14 protein-coding genes are annotated in these 16,962 nt (G+C 37.6%); 9 read left to right on the forward strand and 5 right to left on the reverse strand.

Annotated elements, in window-relative coordinates:
* Positions 1 to 3: 3 nt before the first annotated feature.
* From SanaruYs_RS17595 to SanaruYs_RS17605, 3 genes are all read right to left on the reverse strand, one after another.
* Positions 4 to 435 (reverse strand): response regulator, encoded by a 432-nt coding sequence (locus tag SanaruYs_RS17595; RefSeq protein WP_127123919.1) that lies wholly within the window; start codon positions 433 to 435, stop codon positions 4 to 6.
* Positions 436 to 496: 61 nt separating this feature from the next.
* The gene (locus tag SanaruYs_RS17600; protein ID WP_127123920.1) at positions 497 to 1,540 is read right to left on the reverse strand and encodes a sensor histidine kinase; all 1,044 of its coding nucleotides are present in this window, start codon (positions 1,538 to 1,540) and stop codon (positions 497 to 499) included.
* Positions 1,541 to 1,717: 177 nt separating this feature from the next.
* A complete protein-coding gene (locus SanaruYs_RS17605; protein ID WP_127123921.1) occupies positions 1,718 to 4,315 on the reverse strand; it encodes a PAS domain S-box protein in 2,598 nt (865 codons plus the stop codon).
* Positions 4,316 to 4,517: 202 nt separating this feature from the next.
* Between SanaruYs_RS17605 and SanaruYs_RS17610 the strand changes: the two genes are divergently transcribed.
* The 9 genes from SanaruYs_RS17610 to SanaruYs_RS17650 all read left to right on the forward strand — a co-directional run bounded on the left by SanaruYs_RS17610 (position 4,518) and on the right by SanaruYs_RS17650 (position 10,599).
* Entirely contained in the window at positions 4,518 to 4,901 is a 384-nt protein-coding gene (locus SanaruYs_RS17610; RefSeq protein WP_127123922.1) for a response regulator transcription factor, read from the forward strand.
* Positions 4,898 to 5,554 (forward strand): response regulator transcription factor, encoded by a 657-nt coding sequence (locus SanaruYs_RS17615; protein WP_127123923.1) that lies wholly within the window; start codon positions 4,898 to 4,900, stop codon positions 5,552 to 5,554. The genes SanaruYs_RS17610 and SanaruYs_RS17615 overlap by 4 nt, the downstream gene beginning before the upstream one ends.
* A 258-nt stretch (positions 5,555 to 5,812) precedes the next feature.
* Positions 5,813 to 6,523, forward strand: coding sequence for a hypothetical protein (locus SanaruYs_RS17620; protein ID WP_127123924.1), 711 nt, complete (start codon positions 5,813 to 5,815; stop codon positions 6,521 to 6,523).
* 19 nt (positions 6,524 to 6,542) lie between these two features.
* The gene (locus SanaruYs_RS17625) at positions 6,543 to 7,214 is read left to right on the forward strand and encodes a sensor histidine kinase (RefSeq protein ID WP_127123925.1); all 672 of its coding nucleotides are present in this window, start codon (positions 6,543 to 6,545) and stop codon (positions 7,212 to 7,214) included.
* A 4-nt stretch (positions 7,215 to 7,218) separates the two neighbouring features.
* A complete protein-coding gene (locus SanaruYs_RS17630; RefSeq protein WP_127123926.1) occupies positions 7,219 to 7,662 on the forward strand; it encodes a hypothetical protein in 444 nt (147 codons plus the stop codon).
* Positions 7,659 to 8,225, forward strand: coding sequence for a hypothetical protein (locus SanaruYs_RS17635; RefSeq protein ID WP_127123927.1), 567 nt, complete (start codon positions 7,659 to 7,661; stop codon positions 8,223 to 8,225). Before SanaruYs_RS17630 ends, SanaruYs_RS17635 begins: the two co-directional genes overlap by 4 nt.
* 4 nt (positions 8,226 to 8,229) lie before the next feature.
* Positions 8,230 to 9,903, forward strand: a complete 1,674-nt coding sequence (locus SanaruYs_RS17640; RefSeq protein ID WP_127123928.1) for a response regulator — start codon at positions 8,230 to 8,232, stop codon at positions 9,901 to 9,903.
* Positions 9,900 to 10,256, forward strand: coding sequence for a hypothetical protein (locus SanaruYs_RS17645; protein ID WP_127123929.1), 357 nt, complete (start codon positions 9,900 to 9,902; stop codon positions 10,254 to 10,256). The genes SanaruYs_RS17640 and SanaruYs_RS17645 overlap by 4 nt, the downstream gene beginning before the upstream one ends.
* Entirely contained in the window at positions 10,237 to 10,599 is a 363-nt protein-coding gene (locus SanaruYs_RS17650) for a response regulator transcription factor (RefSeq protein WP_127123930.1), read from the forward strand. Before SanaruYs_RS17645 ends, SanaruYs_RS17650 begins: the two co-directional genes overlap by 20 nt.
* A 124-nt stretch (positions 10,600 to 10,723) precedes the next feature.
* Here the strand turns inward: SanaruYs_RS17650 and SanaruYs_RS17655 are convergent, their stop codons facing one another.
* Both SanaruYs_RS17655 and SanaruYs_RS17660 read right to left on the reverse strand, forming a co-directional pair.
* Positions 10,724 to 13,162: an ABC transporter permease gene (locus tag SanaruYs_RS17655; RefSeq protein ID WP_127123931.1), complete on the reverse strand. Its 2,439-nt coding sequence runs from the start codon at positions 13,160 to 13,162 to the stop codon at positions 10,724 to 10,726.
* 378 nt (positions 13,163 to 13,540) lie between these two features.
* Entirely contained in the window at positions 13,541 to 16,783 is a 3,243-nt protein-coding gene (locus SanaruYs_RS17660) for a S41 family peptidase (protein ID WP_127123932.1), read from the reverse strand.
* Between the last annotated feature and the right edge of the window lie 179 nt (positions 16,784 to 16,962).

Below are 16,962 nucleotides of genomic sequence, written 5' to 3' on the forward strand. Positions count from 1 at the left end.
TTGCTACTTACTTGGTAACTTCACAACATGTAGCCAAAAATGCTCAACCTGCGAAACCACATGCAAAAAGTTATCTAACTCCAATGGTTTTGTTACAAATGAATTGGCATGGTTTGCATATGAGTTGGTAATGTCTTCAGGCAAAGAAGAGGTACTTAACATGACAACAGGTATCTGCTTAAATGAATCATGCGTCTTAATAAATTCCAGTACTTCATGACCATTCTTCTTTGGCAGGTTAATATCTAAAAGAATGAGGTCTGGTAATTCCGGTTGTGGATTACGCATTTGATTTTCTAAATACTCAATACCAGCTACACCATCTCCCGCCACACTTATCCTCATAGGAACTTCACCAGAGCTTAATGCCTCTTTCGCAAGCAAAACATCACCTTCATTGTCCTCGATCATTAAAATGTGTTTTTCTTTAGTCATAGATTACTGCATCAACTCAGCATTAAAGCTAATATTATTTTGCGGTAAATCTCCGATTAACTCAATTCTTATCTATTGTAAAGTAAAAAGTGCTTCCCTGCCCTTCCTCAGCGGTAACCCATATTTTCCCACCCATATTTTCAATTATTTTTTTACAAATAGCCAAGCCCATACCCGTTCCTGGGTATTCATTCCTGGCATGAAGTCGTTGGAAAATAACAAATATCTTCTCGTGATAATCCGCTTTAATACCAATGCCATTATCTTTAATAGAGAATAGCCAATGCGTTTCTTCTTCTTTTACTTCAATGCCTATTGAGGGTTTAACTGCTTTATTATGGTATTTAATTGCATTACTGAAAATATTATGGAACACCTGACGAACTGGGGCTTTGTAAGCATAAATCTTCGGTAAACTTTGAATAGAAATATCAGCTTTAATTTCTTCGATCTGCGTTCGATATAACAACAGTAGCTCTTGCATAATATCATTTAAATCGACAGCTTCCTTCTTATTTTTTAATTTACCAACCCTTGAGTATTCGAGTAAATCTAAAATAATCTGTCGCATTCTTTCTGCACCATCTACAGCAAAATGTATGTATTGTTTAGCGCGATCATCCAACTGTACTTTATAGTTTTTCTCCAATAGCGTAAGAAAGCTGCTTACCATACGTAAGGGTTCTTGTAAATCATGCGATGCAACATAAGCGAATTGCTCCAGCTCTGCATTAGATGCAGCCAGTTTCTTGGTTTGGGCTGCCAGCTCATTATACATTTGTTGTACCTGATGTTCTATTCTTTTTCTATCAGTTACATTTTTAAAATAAACTGACAACCCACCCGTAGAAGGATACGCGCTGATTTCCACCCACATATCCAGTGTATCATACTTTGCTTCAAAATGTATTGAAACACCTTCCCGAATTGCTTTGTGGTAATTATAATAAAAGATAGTGTCAACAGCATCTTCAAATACTTCCCATAGATTTCTGTTTATTACATCAGTCCTTGTTTTGCCTAAAATTACTTCAGCCTCCTTGTTCCAGTAAGTAATAATCCAATTGTTATCAACTGCAATAAAGGCATCACTAATACTCTCCAAAATAGCATTCTTCTCCTTAAGTGTTTTTAGTGAATTTTCTTCAGCAGATTTTTGTGCGTGTATATCCTGAAAACTTCCATAAATTCTAACGCATTTTCCATTTCTATATTCTGCTTTACCTATACTCCTTATCCAACGTTCATTACCCTTGGCTGTTATAATAGGTAGTTCAAAATCCTATGCTTCACCCTTGTTTATGGCTACATCTACATATCTTTCAACCAAATGCCTTATATCTTCTCTGTAAAAATTAATACCTTTTTCAAGTGTTGGTATATAATCCTTTCCTACTTCATGTATCTCTCGCGTTATATCAGAGAAAAGAACAGTATTGGTTTCAAGGTTTGCCTCCCACCCTCCAATTCTCGCTAATTTATTCGCTTCATCTAATAAATCCTGAAGCTCTTTGGTTGCGGTAATATCACGGCCGTAAGCAAAAGAATGACTCTCTTCTCCAAAGAAAGGAGATGAGTTCCATGAAATCCATTTTAATGATCCTGATTTAGATATATACCGATTAATAAAACCTTGTGCCTTTCTTGATCCACCAACTGTTTCAATATATTCAGCAGCGGTTGATTCCTGATCCTCCTTAAAAATGAACTCTATAAAAGGTCTTGTTGTGAGCTCTTCAGATGTGTAACCTAATAATTCGCAAAAAGCCGGATTAACTTTTGTGAAATATCCATCCGGACCCGCGATACAAATCACATCAGGGCTCGTATTAAAAATAAGACTCAATTCATTTTCCAATTGCTTTCTGTGAATCTCTGAGGCCAAGCGGTCTGCAAACCCATAAAAAAAGGGTTGAAGCATTCCTTCTTCTACCACATTTTTTATTGAGCCTAAAACCAAAACACCAAGAAAGTCCGTGCCATAAATTAGCGGAATGCCTACTACCGCTTTAAGTCCAATACGCTGAGCTGCCCCACTCCGAATAAACTTTTCATGTTCAGAAGGTTTTTTCCATTGCTGAACAGTAAGCTTCTCCCAAACTACCCCAGGAAGACCCTCTCCTTTTTTAAAAGTTTTTATATTTTCTGTATCCGTGTAAAACTGCTGTAGCGCTGTATCATCGCTTACCATAGTAAATAATGAGAGTTTCTTTTTATCAGGTCCTAGCAGCCAAATCTCGACTAACCAGTCACCCGTAAACTTTCCAATAGTTTCCGCCACTTGTTTACAGATGTGATGAAGACTATTTTCAGGGTTACTAAATAGGTGACTGATCTCAGAAAATAGTGCTTTCTGAATGTCTTCATTTTTGTGTTGAGAAATATCACGCATAGATCCAACCATACGAATGGCCTTACCATCTGCATCACGAATTACAATACCACGATCAAATACAAAAACATATACTCCTTTGCCATTTCTATAACGGTATTCTGCATTCCACTTCTCTTCTTTACCCTGTATTATCCTATTAATACTCTGAACTACACGATCAAAATCATCCGGATGGATGTGCTCCGTCCATAAGGTACTTTCACTAATTGGATTTTCAAGATTAAAACCAAACATGGTTTGAAATCCTTCACCCCATAAAATTGTGTCCGTAAGCAAGTCCCAATCCCAGATAGCATCCAACGTTGCGTTGGAGACAAAGCGATAGCGCTCGTTAATTTCATGTATTGCCTTAAAAGCATCAATTTTTTCCGTTACGTCCCTTGAGTTAGCCACTAAACCATTTACAGCAGGATCATCTATTAAATTAACTATAGTAGTCTCTATCCATCGCCATGTACCATCTTTATGTTTAAAACGAAATGGTCCAATACTTATGCGTTTTTCATCATTTAATCTATTAAAGTTCGACTTCACAGATTCCAAATCGTCTTCGTGAATAAACGAAAAGGCATTTTTACCGATGAACTCTTCGGGCAACATACCTAATACCGATATGGAGGTGGGACTTACGTAAGAATAATTTCCAGCTAAATCCAAAATCCCGATCAGATCTGATCCATCTTGAACAAGACTCCTAAAGCGTTGCTCACTCTTTATCAATTGTTCTTCAACCTTTTTACGATCGGTAATTTCATGCATTGTGGTTGAAGCTATTTTCTTCCCATCATCATCAGAAAAAATTACAGAAGCGAATTCAAGCGGAAAGCGTTCACCACTTTTTTTTATACCTGTTGCTTCTCCCCTCGCCCTACCCTTCGTTTCTCTTTCCTTAAGCTTTTGTTGCCCTGCGTCATTATGATCAAGAATACCTTGTCTTCCAATTTGCCTTAGCTCTTGCTCGGTATATCCAAACAATTCGCAGGCTGCTTTATTGGCTTCCAATATTGTTCCGTCTGGTTTTGATAAAAAAATAGCGCTAGGGGAATTATCTATGATCAGTTTATATTTTACCAGACTGTGAGCATTTCGCTCTGTGGTTGTATCATAGTAATCGGTACGCAACGTTTGTAAAATAAATGTGTCAGCATTGCCCGATTCAAAAGTACTGTTTAGTACTTCGAGTGGTGCATTGAATCCTGATGTAGTTGGCGTATTAAGTACGATCCTATCCGTCTTTTTATCTGTAAACGAATTCATCATAGATTCTTCAAAAACTGACTTGTCAGCTTCCGAGAATTCAAATCCCATTTTCTGCAGAATATTGTATGGGTGATTATCAATTAAATCACTTTCATTCATCGCTGCCATTAAGCAATAAGCATTGTTGGCATGTACAATAGTAAAAATCGATTTTGAAAATTTAAGAATAACAGTAGGTATAGGGTTACTTTTAAATGCAGCAAGAAAATAGTTGATATCGTTCATTTGTAATAGGGGGGAGCAAGGTGTATTTATCAATACAAGCTGTCGAAAAATCCAACATATTTAATGTCGTCAAAAAAAAGCATTAAAGCAATTAAACAGCGCAACTGCATTAAATTCATATGCAAGCATAGGCTTTGTAAACAAAATGCTTAATTTGGATGAGCAAAAACAAAAAAAGAACCCAACTGAATAAAATCACTCTATGGCCCTGCATATCTTACTTGTTGAAGACACTGAAGACCTGGGTGAGAACATTAGAGATATCCTTAAAATGGAAGGTTATCATGTGCGTTGGGAGCGAAATGGGTTAGCAGGAATGGATGCTTTTAGCCAGGAAAGACCGGATCTGATCATCAGCGACATTGTTATGCCCAATTTGAATGGATTGGATCTGATTCGGAAGATCAGATTAGCAGAAGGAGATAATAATATTCCCATCATTATACTCTCGGCAAAAGCAACACCCGAAGATCAGCAAAAAGGAATGGATGCCGGAGCAACTGCCTACCTGAAGAAACCCTGTAAAAGCGCTGAATTAACAGACACGGTTCGTGAATTGCTCAATCCCGAGAATAAAAAATTATGATAAACATTCTAATAGTAGACGATCACACATTAGTAAGAGATGGCATACGCTCACTTTTAAGTAATGTAGATGATATTGCAGTTTGTGGTATGTGCTCAACAGGTGAGGAAGCAATTGGACTAGCTCGCACCCTCACTCCAGATATTGTATTAATGGATATCGTTATGAAAGGAATGACGGGTATAGAAGCGACCCGATGGATAAAAGAACAAGACAACAATATCAAAGTGATTTTACTCTCAACAGAAGTAAAAAAAGAATTTGTCGCAGCGGGAATAAAATCAGGTATTGACGGTTATATACCAAAGGATGCATCGAAGGACATTTTACTACTGGCGATCCGAACTGTACAGTCGGGTGAGCGATATTTTACAGAAGCCATTACCAAACTCATCTTTGAAGATTTTTACGAACATGAGAAAAGTGGAAAAAAGCGTGATCGAAAAGTGACAGAAGGCTTGACAAAGCGTGAAAGTGAAATTTTACAACTTGTGGCTGAAGGTATTGGTAATAAAGAAGTCGGAGAACGACTTTTCATTAGCGTAAAAACTGTTGAGACACATAAAACACACATTCTTGACAAGCTAGGGCTCAAAAACAATACAGAGTTGATTAAGTACGCGATCAAAAACAATATCATCTCTATTGATTAATCCTTTCATTAAAATTTCATCCAATTTTTTACTGAACTAAACGCTTTATTCCTGATAACTACTTATCAGGGATTCCCCTATGCCCTCAGTTGTTTTTATTGCTATAAACACATTTTGGTTATATCAAGCATGTAAATCATCACTTTTAAAGAATTTTTACCGGAATTCCTGATTTCCTGCAAATCAGGAATCCCCTGTCGGTTAGGCTTTAGCCAGCATGCACCTTTGTCTTACCAAAACGAAAAAACGGTAAGACATATGAAAACAAAGACAAGTCTCTCAGCTTTAAAAGGGGTATTAATTGTAATCACCTTACTTATAACCTCTATAGCACAAGGTCAATTAATGCGCAGTACTAACCGCGACATAGCAGCAGCGAAAAGAGATCATCTTGGTTTCACTGTATCATTCGGAGTGCGCTCATCAGTTCTGTCCAGCAACTACGCTGCCATTGATGGCATGCAAGCATTAGAAGAAGGTGGTTCAGCTGGTTTAGTATGGGGAAGCCGCGCCTTCGAAACCAAACTTGTTATTGGCTACTACTACTCAGCTGCACAAGTAAAACACACCACTGATATGATAGAAATGGAGGCTACTTCTAACTTTTATCCGCTTCGTGCGCTTAAAAAAGAGGACTCCAGAATTAACCCATATTTTTCAATGGGTGTAACTAAAAACTATTATAAGCTCTATGGTTATTACACAACCGAAGAAAATAGTCAGATAAATTACAGTGTATCAAGAGAGCCCTACATTGGCAAGCTTGATGTTTACAACGCATCATTAGGTGCTGGTGTCGCCATCAACTTGCTGAATAACTATGACTTCGTAAAGCTCTTTGCTGCAACACAATACAATAAGCCTTTCAGTACCATAGCCTCTAACGATTTTCGTCAAACACAAACTTCTGGTCAGTGGAGCTTTAACCTTGGTGTAAGCTTCGGCACAAATCGCTTAAAAGGAAATTAATTCTTAAATATCTACAGCCATGGATGCTAATCAGTTAATCGACCGTTTTATTACAAGCTGCTCTCACGATTTGCGATCACCTCTCACATCGATAAAGGGACTTGTACAAGTAGCAGAACTACATCCACATACTGCAGAGATTCATGAATGTCTTGAGCGTATAAACAGCACTACAGATAAAATGGAGAAGCTTCTAAAATCATTAGAAGAGTTTCTGATAACCAACCACCATATTACAAAAAAAGTAAATGTCGATTGTGAAGAAATGACTAACAGTGTGCTTAAAAGCTTTGAAGATATACTTGATCAGAAATCTATCACACTTAAGAAAAATATAAAGGTAGCAGAAGAATGCCAGATTGATCCTTACTCATTTCCATTAATACTTACACACTTACTTAATAATGCAGTGATGTTTCAGGATTCGCGCAAGAAAAAGAAACAAATAAAATTAAACGTGCATGCACGAGATCGCTTTACGCTTTTACAAGTAAGTGATAATGGGATTGGAATACCACAGCATGTTCAACCACATATCTTCAAACCATTTTATAAGGGTAGTGAGAAATCTAATGGTTTAGGCATGGGGCTTTTCCAACTCAGCCACCTTATAGAGAAATCCGATAGTCAGCTTTTTCTCATTTCCAAAGAAAATGAAGGTTCAACATTTAGTATAGCTATACCTGCATAATTATATGAAAACACTAATCATCATACTGTTATTCTCTGCCTCAATAATTCAAGCACAAACACTTGTGTTGAGCACAGGAGTTGAAAAAACCGTTGCCAATACAGAATCGCAGTTTATGATGGGTTATCAAAGTAAAAAGCAACGATCCATAGGTACCTTTTACCAAAACAATGTAAATAGATTTATCAGCGAAAATAATCCCAAGCAGTCATATTGGTATGGTGTATTTACTGCTCTGCCAATAGCCAAGTCTGAAAAAATATCAGTTTATGCTATGCTCAGGGCTGGTCTCATGGATGAACAGTTTGTTGTTATCGTTCCTTCCTTGGAAACAAAAATAAAAGTATCCAAGTGGTTAGCAGTCGGTGTAGCTAGTAGTTACAGACAAGGTTACCCGGCTTTTTCTTTCAAAACACAATTCAGTCTTTTTAATCAATCAACTTTATGAAGACACGCATCGTAATCCTATCCTTATCCGCCATCATGCTATTCACAGCATGCGAACCTGAAGCAGATTTATATAGAAATTTTCATTTAAAGGAAGGTGAGCATTTTGCCTCCCCCCGACTAGTAGAAAGTCTACAAAGTTCAAGACTTGCCTTTTACGCAAAGTTTGACGAATCATGTCGTTACATTTTTGAAGAAACAAGTTTTCAGGATTGTAAAAACAAACTTCTCGGGTTTTCTGATTGTAATAATATGCACCATGAGAATAGTGCTCGGTTTACCTGGCAATGGTTCAACAATCAAATGGAGATATATGCCTATTGCTATGTAAATGGCGAGCGAATTGAAAAATTTATTGGTGTTGTTGAATTGGAAAAGGAAAACCGTTACGAAATAGAACTTACCCCTGATGCCTATTTATTTAAACTAAATGATCAGGAATCGGTGAGTATAACGCGAAGTGCTACATGCACTAAAGGTATGTATTACATGTTATGGCCATACTTTGGAGGAACCTTACCAGCACCACACGACATGCATTTATCCATCAAAATTATTTACTAATACTATGCCTTCAACATCACCTCAATCTGAAAAAGAAAGATTATCGGCTCTTCAAAGCTATTCAATTAAATATGAACTTCCCGAAAAAGAGTTTGATGAACTCACGCGATTAGCAGCCATCATTTGCAATAAGCCTATAGCAAATATTACTTTTATTGATGAGCAAACACAATGGATAAAATCGAGTGTTGGTTTGGAGATTTCATGTACGGACAGAGAAACAGCATTTTGTAACCGTACCATTCAAAGTAAAAATATTCTTGAAATAAAAGACGCTAGCCTTGATCCTGAATTCAGAAACAATCCATTTGTTATTGGAAAGCCATACATTCGTTTTTATGCAGGCGCCCCACTCATCACTTCGGAAGGCTATGAGATAGGCTCCTTATGTATTATCGATCAAAAGCCAGGTTCACTTAGCGAAGACCAACGTGAGGCACTTACTACTTTAAGTCATTCCATCATCAGTCTTTTAGAAAACAGAAAACAACAAAAATTGCTCATTGCCGAAAAACAAAAAGCTGAAGAAGCCAGCAGAGCAAAAGCGGATTTTTTATCCACCATGAGTCACGAAATACGAACACCTTTGAATGGCATTTCAGGCATTGCCCATTTGCTTATGGAGGAAGATCCGGCACCTCATCAGATTGAGTATATCAAAACGTTGAAATTTAGCGCTAGTAATCTAATGTCTATAGTGAACGACATTTTAGATTTTAGCAAAATTGAAGCTGGAAAAATAACTATTGAAAAAGTTCCATTCAATCTTGTTTCGTTGCTATCAGAAATTAAAAACGCCAATCACTTAAAAGCGCAGGATAAGCAAATAAAACTCAAGCTGAGGAGAGATGATGATATGCCTGAAATGGTTATTGGCGATCCTGTGAGGTTGGCACAGATTCTTAATAATCTTGTAAGTAACGCCATCAAGTTTACCCATAGGGGTGAGGTTACAATAGATGTTCAGCTAGAAAGCATAGTGGGGAATGAGAATCTTATAAAGTTTATTGTGAAGGATACTGGTATAGGTATCCCAGTTGAAAAGCAAGGTCAACTTTTTAAAGAATTTAGCCAGGTGGATGCTACGATTACCCGTAGGTTTGGTGGCACTGGTTTGGGATTAGTCATTTCTAAACGATTACTGGAATTACAAAGTAGTTCCATTGAAGTTAAAAGTGAAGTAAACGTTGGCTCTGAATTCAGCTTCCTGCTCAACTTTACAAAAAATGAAAACGACTTAAGTGGTGAGACGCGCTTAAAAAGCAATTCACACATTGAAGATTTTAAAGCACTACACGGTACATCAATACTTATTGCGGAAGACAATCAGGTAAATATACTCATTGCAAGAAAAATCATGAAAAACTGGGGTGTTGTTGTACATCACGCTCAAAATGGATTGGAAGCGATTGCTTTACTACAAAGACATAGTATTGATATAATTTTAATGGATTTGCAAATGCCTCTAATGGATGGGTATGAAGCAACTAAAAAAATAAGGGAGATTGGTTATGCCATAGAAGAGGTTCCAATCATTGCCCTTACTGCGTCTGCAATGCTCTCGGAAAAGAATCAGGCTTTGGATGCTGGTATGAATGACTTCATTACCAAACCCTTCAATCCAGCTGAACTATACGATAAACTAAAAAGACAGCTAACTAAAAAAATAAACAAATGAGAGAACTATCAAGTTACCTAGAAAGCGATTCAGAATTTGCTCAGGCGTTATTAGGTTCATTCAAGGAAAACATTACAGAATTCAGAGAAAATTTTCTGACGGCAGTGAAAACACGAGAAGAAAAGCAATACATGGATGCATATCATAAAATAAAAGCAACTTTAGGATATTCTGGCAATGCAAAACTCAAGGAACAGTGTGATCAAATTGCTGATCTTATCAAAAGTCAAGGCATCACTGCGGTAGATACACGTCTTCAAAATTCTTTGTGTCGTTCATGCAGCAGTTCAATTGAAGAATTACAAAAGCAAATAATACAATACACCACGAAGTATGAAAATTTTAGTGTGTGATGATGACCCTGTAGTAATAAACATAATACTATTTAAATTACAGAGAGAAGGATTTGGTGAGGTTATTGTAGCAGCGGATGGAAGGGAGGCTTTGGCGCAGATAAAAATCAATAATATCAAACTCATAATTACTGATCTTCAAATGCCCTTTCTTTCAGGATTAGAAATTATTTCCTTTGTTAGAAATAATCAACGTTATAAGACACCAATTCTAGTAATGTCTTCCGAAGGACTGGAGGATGATGTGTTAAAAGCATTTGAACTTGGCGCTGATGATTACATGGTAAAACCCTTCAGTTTACCCGAGCTAATGGTACGCGTGAAAAGGCTACTACGAAAGTAGTGGTGTTCATTGAGAAAATTAACAATGGACAGTTGACAATTTGTCAATTACCTACTATTATATTATCTATTCCGTACTTTGCCAATTTTTAAACTATACCAATTAATGAATCAATACCAAATATTTACTCATAACGTAATGTTTTACTAGGATTAGTCAGTGCTGCTTTTATTGTTTGCGAACTCACCGTTAACAAAGCAATCAACAATGCGGCAAATGTAGCCAGCGCAAAAATACCAAGGTTTAAATTAACCTTATAGGCAAAGCCATCAAGCCACTTATCCATAAAATACCATGCAAGTGGCCATGAGATTAAATTGGCAATAATCACCAGCAAGATAATTTCTTTAGAAAGAATACCAACAATATGCGTTGTAGAAGCACCCAACACTTTTCGGATACCAATCTCTTTCACTCGCTGCATTGTATTAAAGGTTGCCAAACCAAATAAACCCAGACAGGCAATAACTATAGCCAATACTGAAAATGTTGTAAATAACTGACCTTGTTTTTGTTCTGCTTCATACAATTGACTGTACTGCATACTTAAAAAATCATATTCAAATGGACGATGAGGAATAAAGTTTTTCCATACCTTTTCCAGGTGTGCAATGGCTTCCTGCATATCATTACCTGCTACTTTTACTGAAATACGATTATAAAATGCTGCAGGATGAAACACCATTGGAATAATTTCTTCATGCAGCGATTCAAAATGAAAATCACGTACAACACCCAAAACACGACCTTTAACATTTCCATATTGAAAATCTCTTGTCAGTACATCTTCATTACTAAGGCCAAGCATTTTAACAGCTGCTTCGTTAAGAACGAATCCCAGTGAATCGTCACTTTTGATTTCCTTCGAAAAGTTTCTTCCTGCTACAAAAGGTATTGCGTATGTGTCAAAAAACTCAAAATCGATGCGTACGTTTTTCAGAATCACATTAGCGGTTGTCATAGAATCGCCCTGTTGGATCTGAGCCGCACCTTGAGAATCGAGTAAACGCCCTGTCGGTATTCTGCTTGAACGAGATATGTTTTTAATAGACGAATGATTCATCGTTTCATTATAAAACGCATCATAACTTTCTGTTAAGTCTGAAAAATAACGCAATGTTATTACCTGATCTTTGGCATAACCCAAATCGCGGTTATTCAAATAATTAAGTTGTTGAAATGTAATCGCGGTAGCAATCATCAGTACAATAGAAATGGTGAATTGAGCGACAACAAGTGTTTTGCGAATACCTCCTTTGCTTCCGGCCGAACCTTTCTGCCCTTTTAATATTTGAACAGGTTGAAAACCTGAAATAATAAAAGCAGGATAGATACCAGCAATAGTGCCAATTAGGACTGTAAACAAAATAACACTTGCAGCAAGTCGTAGATTGCCAAGAAGATTTAAGCTTATCGATTTACCGGTAAAATCATTTAACCATTGCAACGCAATCCAGGAGAATCCAAGTGCAATAACTAATGCAAACAACGCTATGAGTACTGATTCGCTCAAATATTGAGTAATCAATTGTTGCTTTAATGCCCCGGAAACTTTACGCATGCCTACTTCCTTTGCTCGCTTGGTGGCTCTTGCAGTGGATAAATTCACAAAGTTGAAACAAGCAATCAGCACTATAAAAATACCAATGACTGACATCATGTATACATTTGTAATGTTGCCGTTTGTTTCGACTTCTGAATCTAATTGCGAGTGCAAATGGATATCGGTAAGCTTCTGCATAAAGATATTTGTAAATGACGAAGGAAGTGGGCTGTTATTAGCAGCGAAAAGTGGGCCCATGTGTTTATCCAGAAAATCTGGAAACTGGGCTTCTGTTCTTTTCTGATCAAATCCTTCCTTTACCAAAACATAGGTGCCAAAAGAATTATTTCCCCAATTTGTCTCTAGTCTGCTTCTCCCATAAATCGTGCTATCATTAAGTGTTGAAAATGAAAGCAGAATTTCAGGATGCCAATGTGCTTGTAAAGGCAAATCATCAAAAACACCAGTTACTGCTATATCGTAATTATTACCTAATCTTAAAGTTTTACCAATTGCAGTTTCATCGCCAAAATATTTCTTAGCGGTTGTTTTTGAGAGCATCGCTGTAAAAGGGTCTCGTAATAATTTCCCAGGGTTACCATCACTTATCTGGATGTCGAATACTTGAAATAATTCAGGCTCTGCGTAAAACAGTCTCTCTTCATTAAATGATTTAACTTCTTCACCCTCGATTCGATATGCTACAAGCGATCGCGTTTGCAATGTACGAACCACTTCTTCAAAATCACCAAAATCATTTTTCAGTAATGGTCCAAATGGTGGAGCTACATGTCCTAAGTGCAGATTAACGGATCCATCTGGCGATAAGAAGTTACGCGTCACCCGATAAATTCTATCCGCCTTACTGTTATAACGATCATACTGTAGTTCATCATCAACATACAAGTAAATCATTAAAGCACAAAGCAAGGCTAATGCAAGACCTGCAATGTTAATAAAGGCTGTAAGCTTGTTTCGGAAGATAGAACGCAAAGCAACTTTAATGTAGTTTGTCAACATACCAGATGGGTCTATACTTAAGAGAACTTTGTAAAAAGACTTTGGTTACAAAAATCATGCGTAAAAGATTACACCTTCTTAGACCATTAAATAGTGAATCAGGTAACACTAAATGGTGTATTTATATTGAAAAATCACAAAACCCAAACAAATTAAAATTTTCTGTTGTTCAGTTTCGCACAATAACCGTCCAACTTCACTGCAGGAAACACAGATTAAAACTCAAAAAAAATGCCGGCATACACCGGCATTTTTTGATTCCTTATCGTTTAGTTAAGCCTTTTATTGGCCTCACCTACAATCCTCTCCAAAGGAGAGGATGAATATTGAAGCTTAACTAAACGGCATTACATTTTCAATCCCTAAATATGTTAGCCATTAATTCTTTTTAACTGGACGTTTATATTTAACTGGTGGTGCAGGTTCAGGTTTAATTTCAACCGCCTGGGTCTTCAATAATTTTAAAGCCTCTTCTACTGCTCGCTCCAATTGTGGATCTCTGCCTTTAATTACGTCAGCTGGATTTTGTTGCACCTCAATATCAGGGGATATACCAACTCCCTCTACTGCCCACTCACCATTAACATCATAGAAACCACCACGGGGTGCTACCATACGACCACCATCAACAAACTGGGGTGTATCCCATGTGCCTACTAAACCACCCCATGTTTTTGTTCCTACCAATGGTCCTATTTTCATTTTGTTAAACAAATAAGGAAGTAAGTCACCCCCAGAGCCGGCACGTTCATTGATCAACATTACCTTCGGCCCAAATATGCCTGCATTAGGTGTTAAGAAAGGACGATGATCTCCCGCCTTACTATTGAAGTAACCATGTAATTGTCTGGCCATAATATCCACCATGTAATCAGCTGCAGAACCACCGCCATTGTTACGTTCATCTATAATAGCACCCTTTTTATCTTGCTGTGCAAAATAGTATCTGTTAAAAGATGTGTAACCAGGGTTACCTGTGTTAGGAACATAAACATAGGCCAATTGTCCTTTAGATAATTCATCAACTTTTCTGCGATTACCTTCTACCCAATCCACAGAACGTAATTGATTTTCACTTTCAACAGGCACAACAGTTACAACACGTGAACCATCTAAAGATGGTTTACTATTTACTCGAATTTTAGTTTGGCGGTTAGCCGTTGCTTCGAAATACTTATAAAGATTGGTTGTAGCAGAAACGGGTTGACCATTTACTTCCAGCAAATAATCTCCGGCATTAATGTTTACACCAGGCTCTCTTAAGGGAGCTTTTAAATCCGGATTCCAGTTTTCGCCCAAATAAGTTTTCTTAATGCGATAGTACTTATTGTCAACTTCGTAATCAGCGCCCAACAAACCTACAGGAACTGATTCTACATCAGGAAAATCTCCACCACTTGTATAAGAGTGACCAACAGCTATTTCTCCACCAAGTATATCTACCAAATAATTCAAATCGCTACGATGTCTTACATGATCTACCCACGGGCTATACCATTTATACACATCGTTCCATGGGGCACCATGTGTATTGTTCACATAAAGAAAATCTCTTTGATAGCGCCATCCTTCGCGGAAAATTTGTTTCCATTCTTCCAACGGATTTACCTTCACTTTCATTGAGCTGATAGATTCTAACTTTCCATCACCTACTTTTTTGTTTGCATCTGTTGTTCCTAAAATTCCCCATATAGCATTGCTCCTGTACAAAATTGATTTTCGGTCATTAGAAACAGACATATCGTTTAAGCCTGAAAGAAATGTTTCTGATTTCAGATCTTTGAAATTATAGCGGTGTAAAGTAATGCCTTGTTGATTAGCAATTGCTTCTGCGTAAAACACATAACCTTCAGGGCCTGATAACAGCGCTGTATAATTCCTTGCCGGAACATTGACCGCCATTATGCGATTACTTAAACCATTCATGTCAATTTTAACAACTGGTGTTGCAGTTGCTTCCTTCTTTTCTTCTTTGGCTTTTTCTTCATCACTGCGCGGTGCCAGTGGCGAGACATCATCTTTATTTAATACAATTACATAAAGTGCGCGTGTAACAGGTCTGTCGTATGAACTCATTTCAAGCCAACCAGTATTTAAGCCAAAATTTGTACTGGCTAAAAAATACAAGTACTTTCCATTAGCATCCCACACTGGAGAGATCGCATCAGCCAAACCATCGGTTAACTGAAGGCTCTGATTAGTTTCAACGTTGTAAACTTTAATTACCTTAAAGTGATTGTCTAATAAGCGTGCATAAGCAATCCATTTACTATCAGGCGACCATACAGGGTTTAATGAACGATTTGGATGTGCATATCTTTCCGTATCTACTTTCTTACTCGCTCCGGTACTTACCTCAACATTCCATAAATTATAATCAGTGTCAGTAAAGGCAATATACTTTCCATCGGGTGACCATGCAGGCCTGAAGAAAAACGTTGGATTAGGTATAGTAATAGTCTTTGGTTTTTCCAGTCCTTCCTGATCGCCAATCATGAGTTGGTATTCGCCACTGGCATCACTAAACCAGGCAATCCTTTTTCCGTCAGGCGACCAAACAGGAAAGCGATCTGCTGAAGCAGAATTATTGGTAATATTTCTCCAATCACCTTTTTCTTTTGGTGCCGTAAAAATCTCTCCGCGATATTCAAATAAAGCACGCTGCCCCGTAGGCGATAAAGAGGCATTCTGCAAAGCCGTAGCACGCACATCTTCCCAACGTTCTCTTGCCCAATGAAAATCACCCTTTACATGAATAGTTAACTTCTTACTCGTACCATTCGCAACATTTAACACATGCAGATATCCACCTTGTTCATACACAACGTTACCACTACCCGCATCTATACTTTTTACATCAAAATCAGCATGAAAGGTTAACTGCTTCAATTCTTTAGTAGCAGGATTGTATGACCACACATTGTTTGCATAATCACGCTCACTTAAAAAATAAACAATGTTATTCAACCAAACTGGATCGGTGTGTCTTTCATTATCCGTCTGAGGTGTTTGCGTCAACTCAAATGTTTTCAAATCAGCAATCCAGATAGGTTTCGCCTGACCACCTCTGTAGTTACGCCACTCCGGATCCCAAAATCCAATTTGCTGATAAGCCAGGTACTTTCCATCTTCAGAAATTTCGCCTGCTACTGCTCTGGGTATGGCAAGTGCTTCCTCCATACCACCATTCTTACTTATTTTAAAAATTCTGGATTCTTTTGTTGGTACAGATTCTCGGCCAGATGCAAACAAAATAGATGCTCCATCAGGCGTCCAGCCTGTAACATTATCAACACCAGGATGCCACGTGAGTCGTTGCGGCTGGCCTCCCTCTACAGGGATTATATATACATCGGTATTGCCATCGTATTGAGCTGTGAACGCAATCAGTTTACCATCAGGCGAAAAGTGAGGTTGACTTTCCTGACCTTCATTACTTGTCAATCTTCTTGCATCACCACCATCTTTTCCAACAATCCAAAGATCGTTGGCGTAAACAAAAACGATGTGATCATTGCTAATGGTTGGTTGTCGCAATAGCATAGTGCCTTGTGCATTTGTGCCAATGCTGGCTAACAAGGCTCCTGCTAAAGCAAGCATTAGTTTAAAATTATTTTTCATAATCGAGCTTTTCATATTGGAAGATAAGACTCCCCTACTCAATTATAACTACCGAAAAAATAAATTACTGAGGTTTTTGCGTCCGAAAGTGACCAGTGATGTAAGCCAAGCTCAGAAAATAGTTTAATCTCAAAACAATAACTATTTTAGTCTGTAAACGTATTTACAAATTCAAATCC

This window comes from Chryseotalea sanaruensis (genome assembly GCF_003990915.1).
Taxonomy (GTDB): Bacteria; Bacteroidota; Bacteroidia; order Cytophagales; family Cyclobacteriaceae; genus Chryseotalea; species Chryseotalea sanaruensis.

Excerpts from the sequence above, each read along its gene's own strand:
- SanaruYs_RS17595 (WP_127123919.1), bottom strand. The coding sequence starts at position 435 with ATGACTAAAGAAAAACACATTTTAATGATCGAGGACAATGAAGGTGAT.
- SanaruYs_RS17605 (WP_127123921.1), bottom strand. The coding sequence starts at position 4,315 with ATGAACGATATCAACTATTTTCTTGCTGCATTTAAAAGTAACCCTATA.
- SanaruYs_RS17610 (WP_127123922.1), top strand. The coding sequence starts at position 4,518 with ATGGCCCTGCATATCTTACTTGTTGAAGACACTGAAGACCTGGGTGAG.
- SanaruYs_RS17615 (WP_127123923.1), top strand. The coding sequence starts at position 4,898 with ATGATAAACATTCTAATAGTAGACGATCACACATTAGTAAGAGATGGC.
- SanaruYs_RS17620 (WP_127123924.1), top strand. The coding sequence starts at position 5,813 with ATGAAAACAAAGACAAGTCTCTCAGCTTTAAAAGGGGTATTAATTGTA.
- SanaruYs_RS17625 (WP_127123925.1), top strand. The coding sequence starts at position 6,543 with ATGGATGCTAATCAGTTAATCGACCGTTTTATTACAAGCTGCTCTCAC.
- SanaruYs_RS17630 (WP_127123926.1), top strand. The coding sequence starts at position 7,219 with ATGAAAACACTAATCATCATACTGTTATTCTCTGCCTCAATAATTCAA.
- SanaruYs_RS17635 (WP_127123927.1), top strand. The coding sequence starts at position 7,659 with ATGAAGACACGCATCGTAATCCTATCCTTATCCGCCATCATGCTATTC.
- SanaruYs_RS17640 (WP_127123928.1), top strand. The coding sequence starts at position 8,230 with ATGCCTTCAACATCACCTCAATCTGAAAAAGAAAGATTATCGGCTCTT.
- SanaruYs_RS17645 (WP_127123929.1), top strand. The coding sequence starts at position 9,900 with ATGAGAGAACTATCAAGTTACCTAGAAAGCGATTCAGAATTTGCTCAG.
- SanaruYs_RS17650 (WP_127123930.1), top strand. The coding sequence starts at position 10,237 with ATGAAAATTTTAGTGTGTGATGATGACCCTGTAGTAATAAACATAATA.
- SanaruYs_RS17655 (WP_127123931.1), bottom strand. The coding sequence starts at position 13,162 with ATGTTGACAAACTACATTAAAGTTGCTTTGCGTTCTATCTTCCGAAAC.
- SanaruYs_RS17660 (WP_127123932.1), bottom strand. The coding sequence starts at position 16,783 with ATGAAAAATAATTTTAAACTAATGCTTGCTTTAGCAGGAGCCTTGTTA.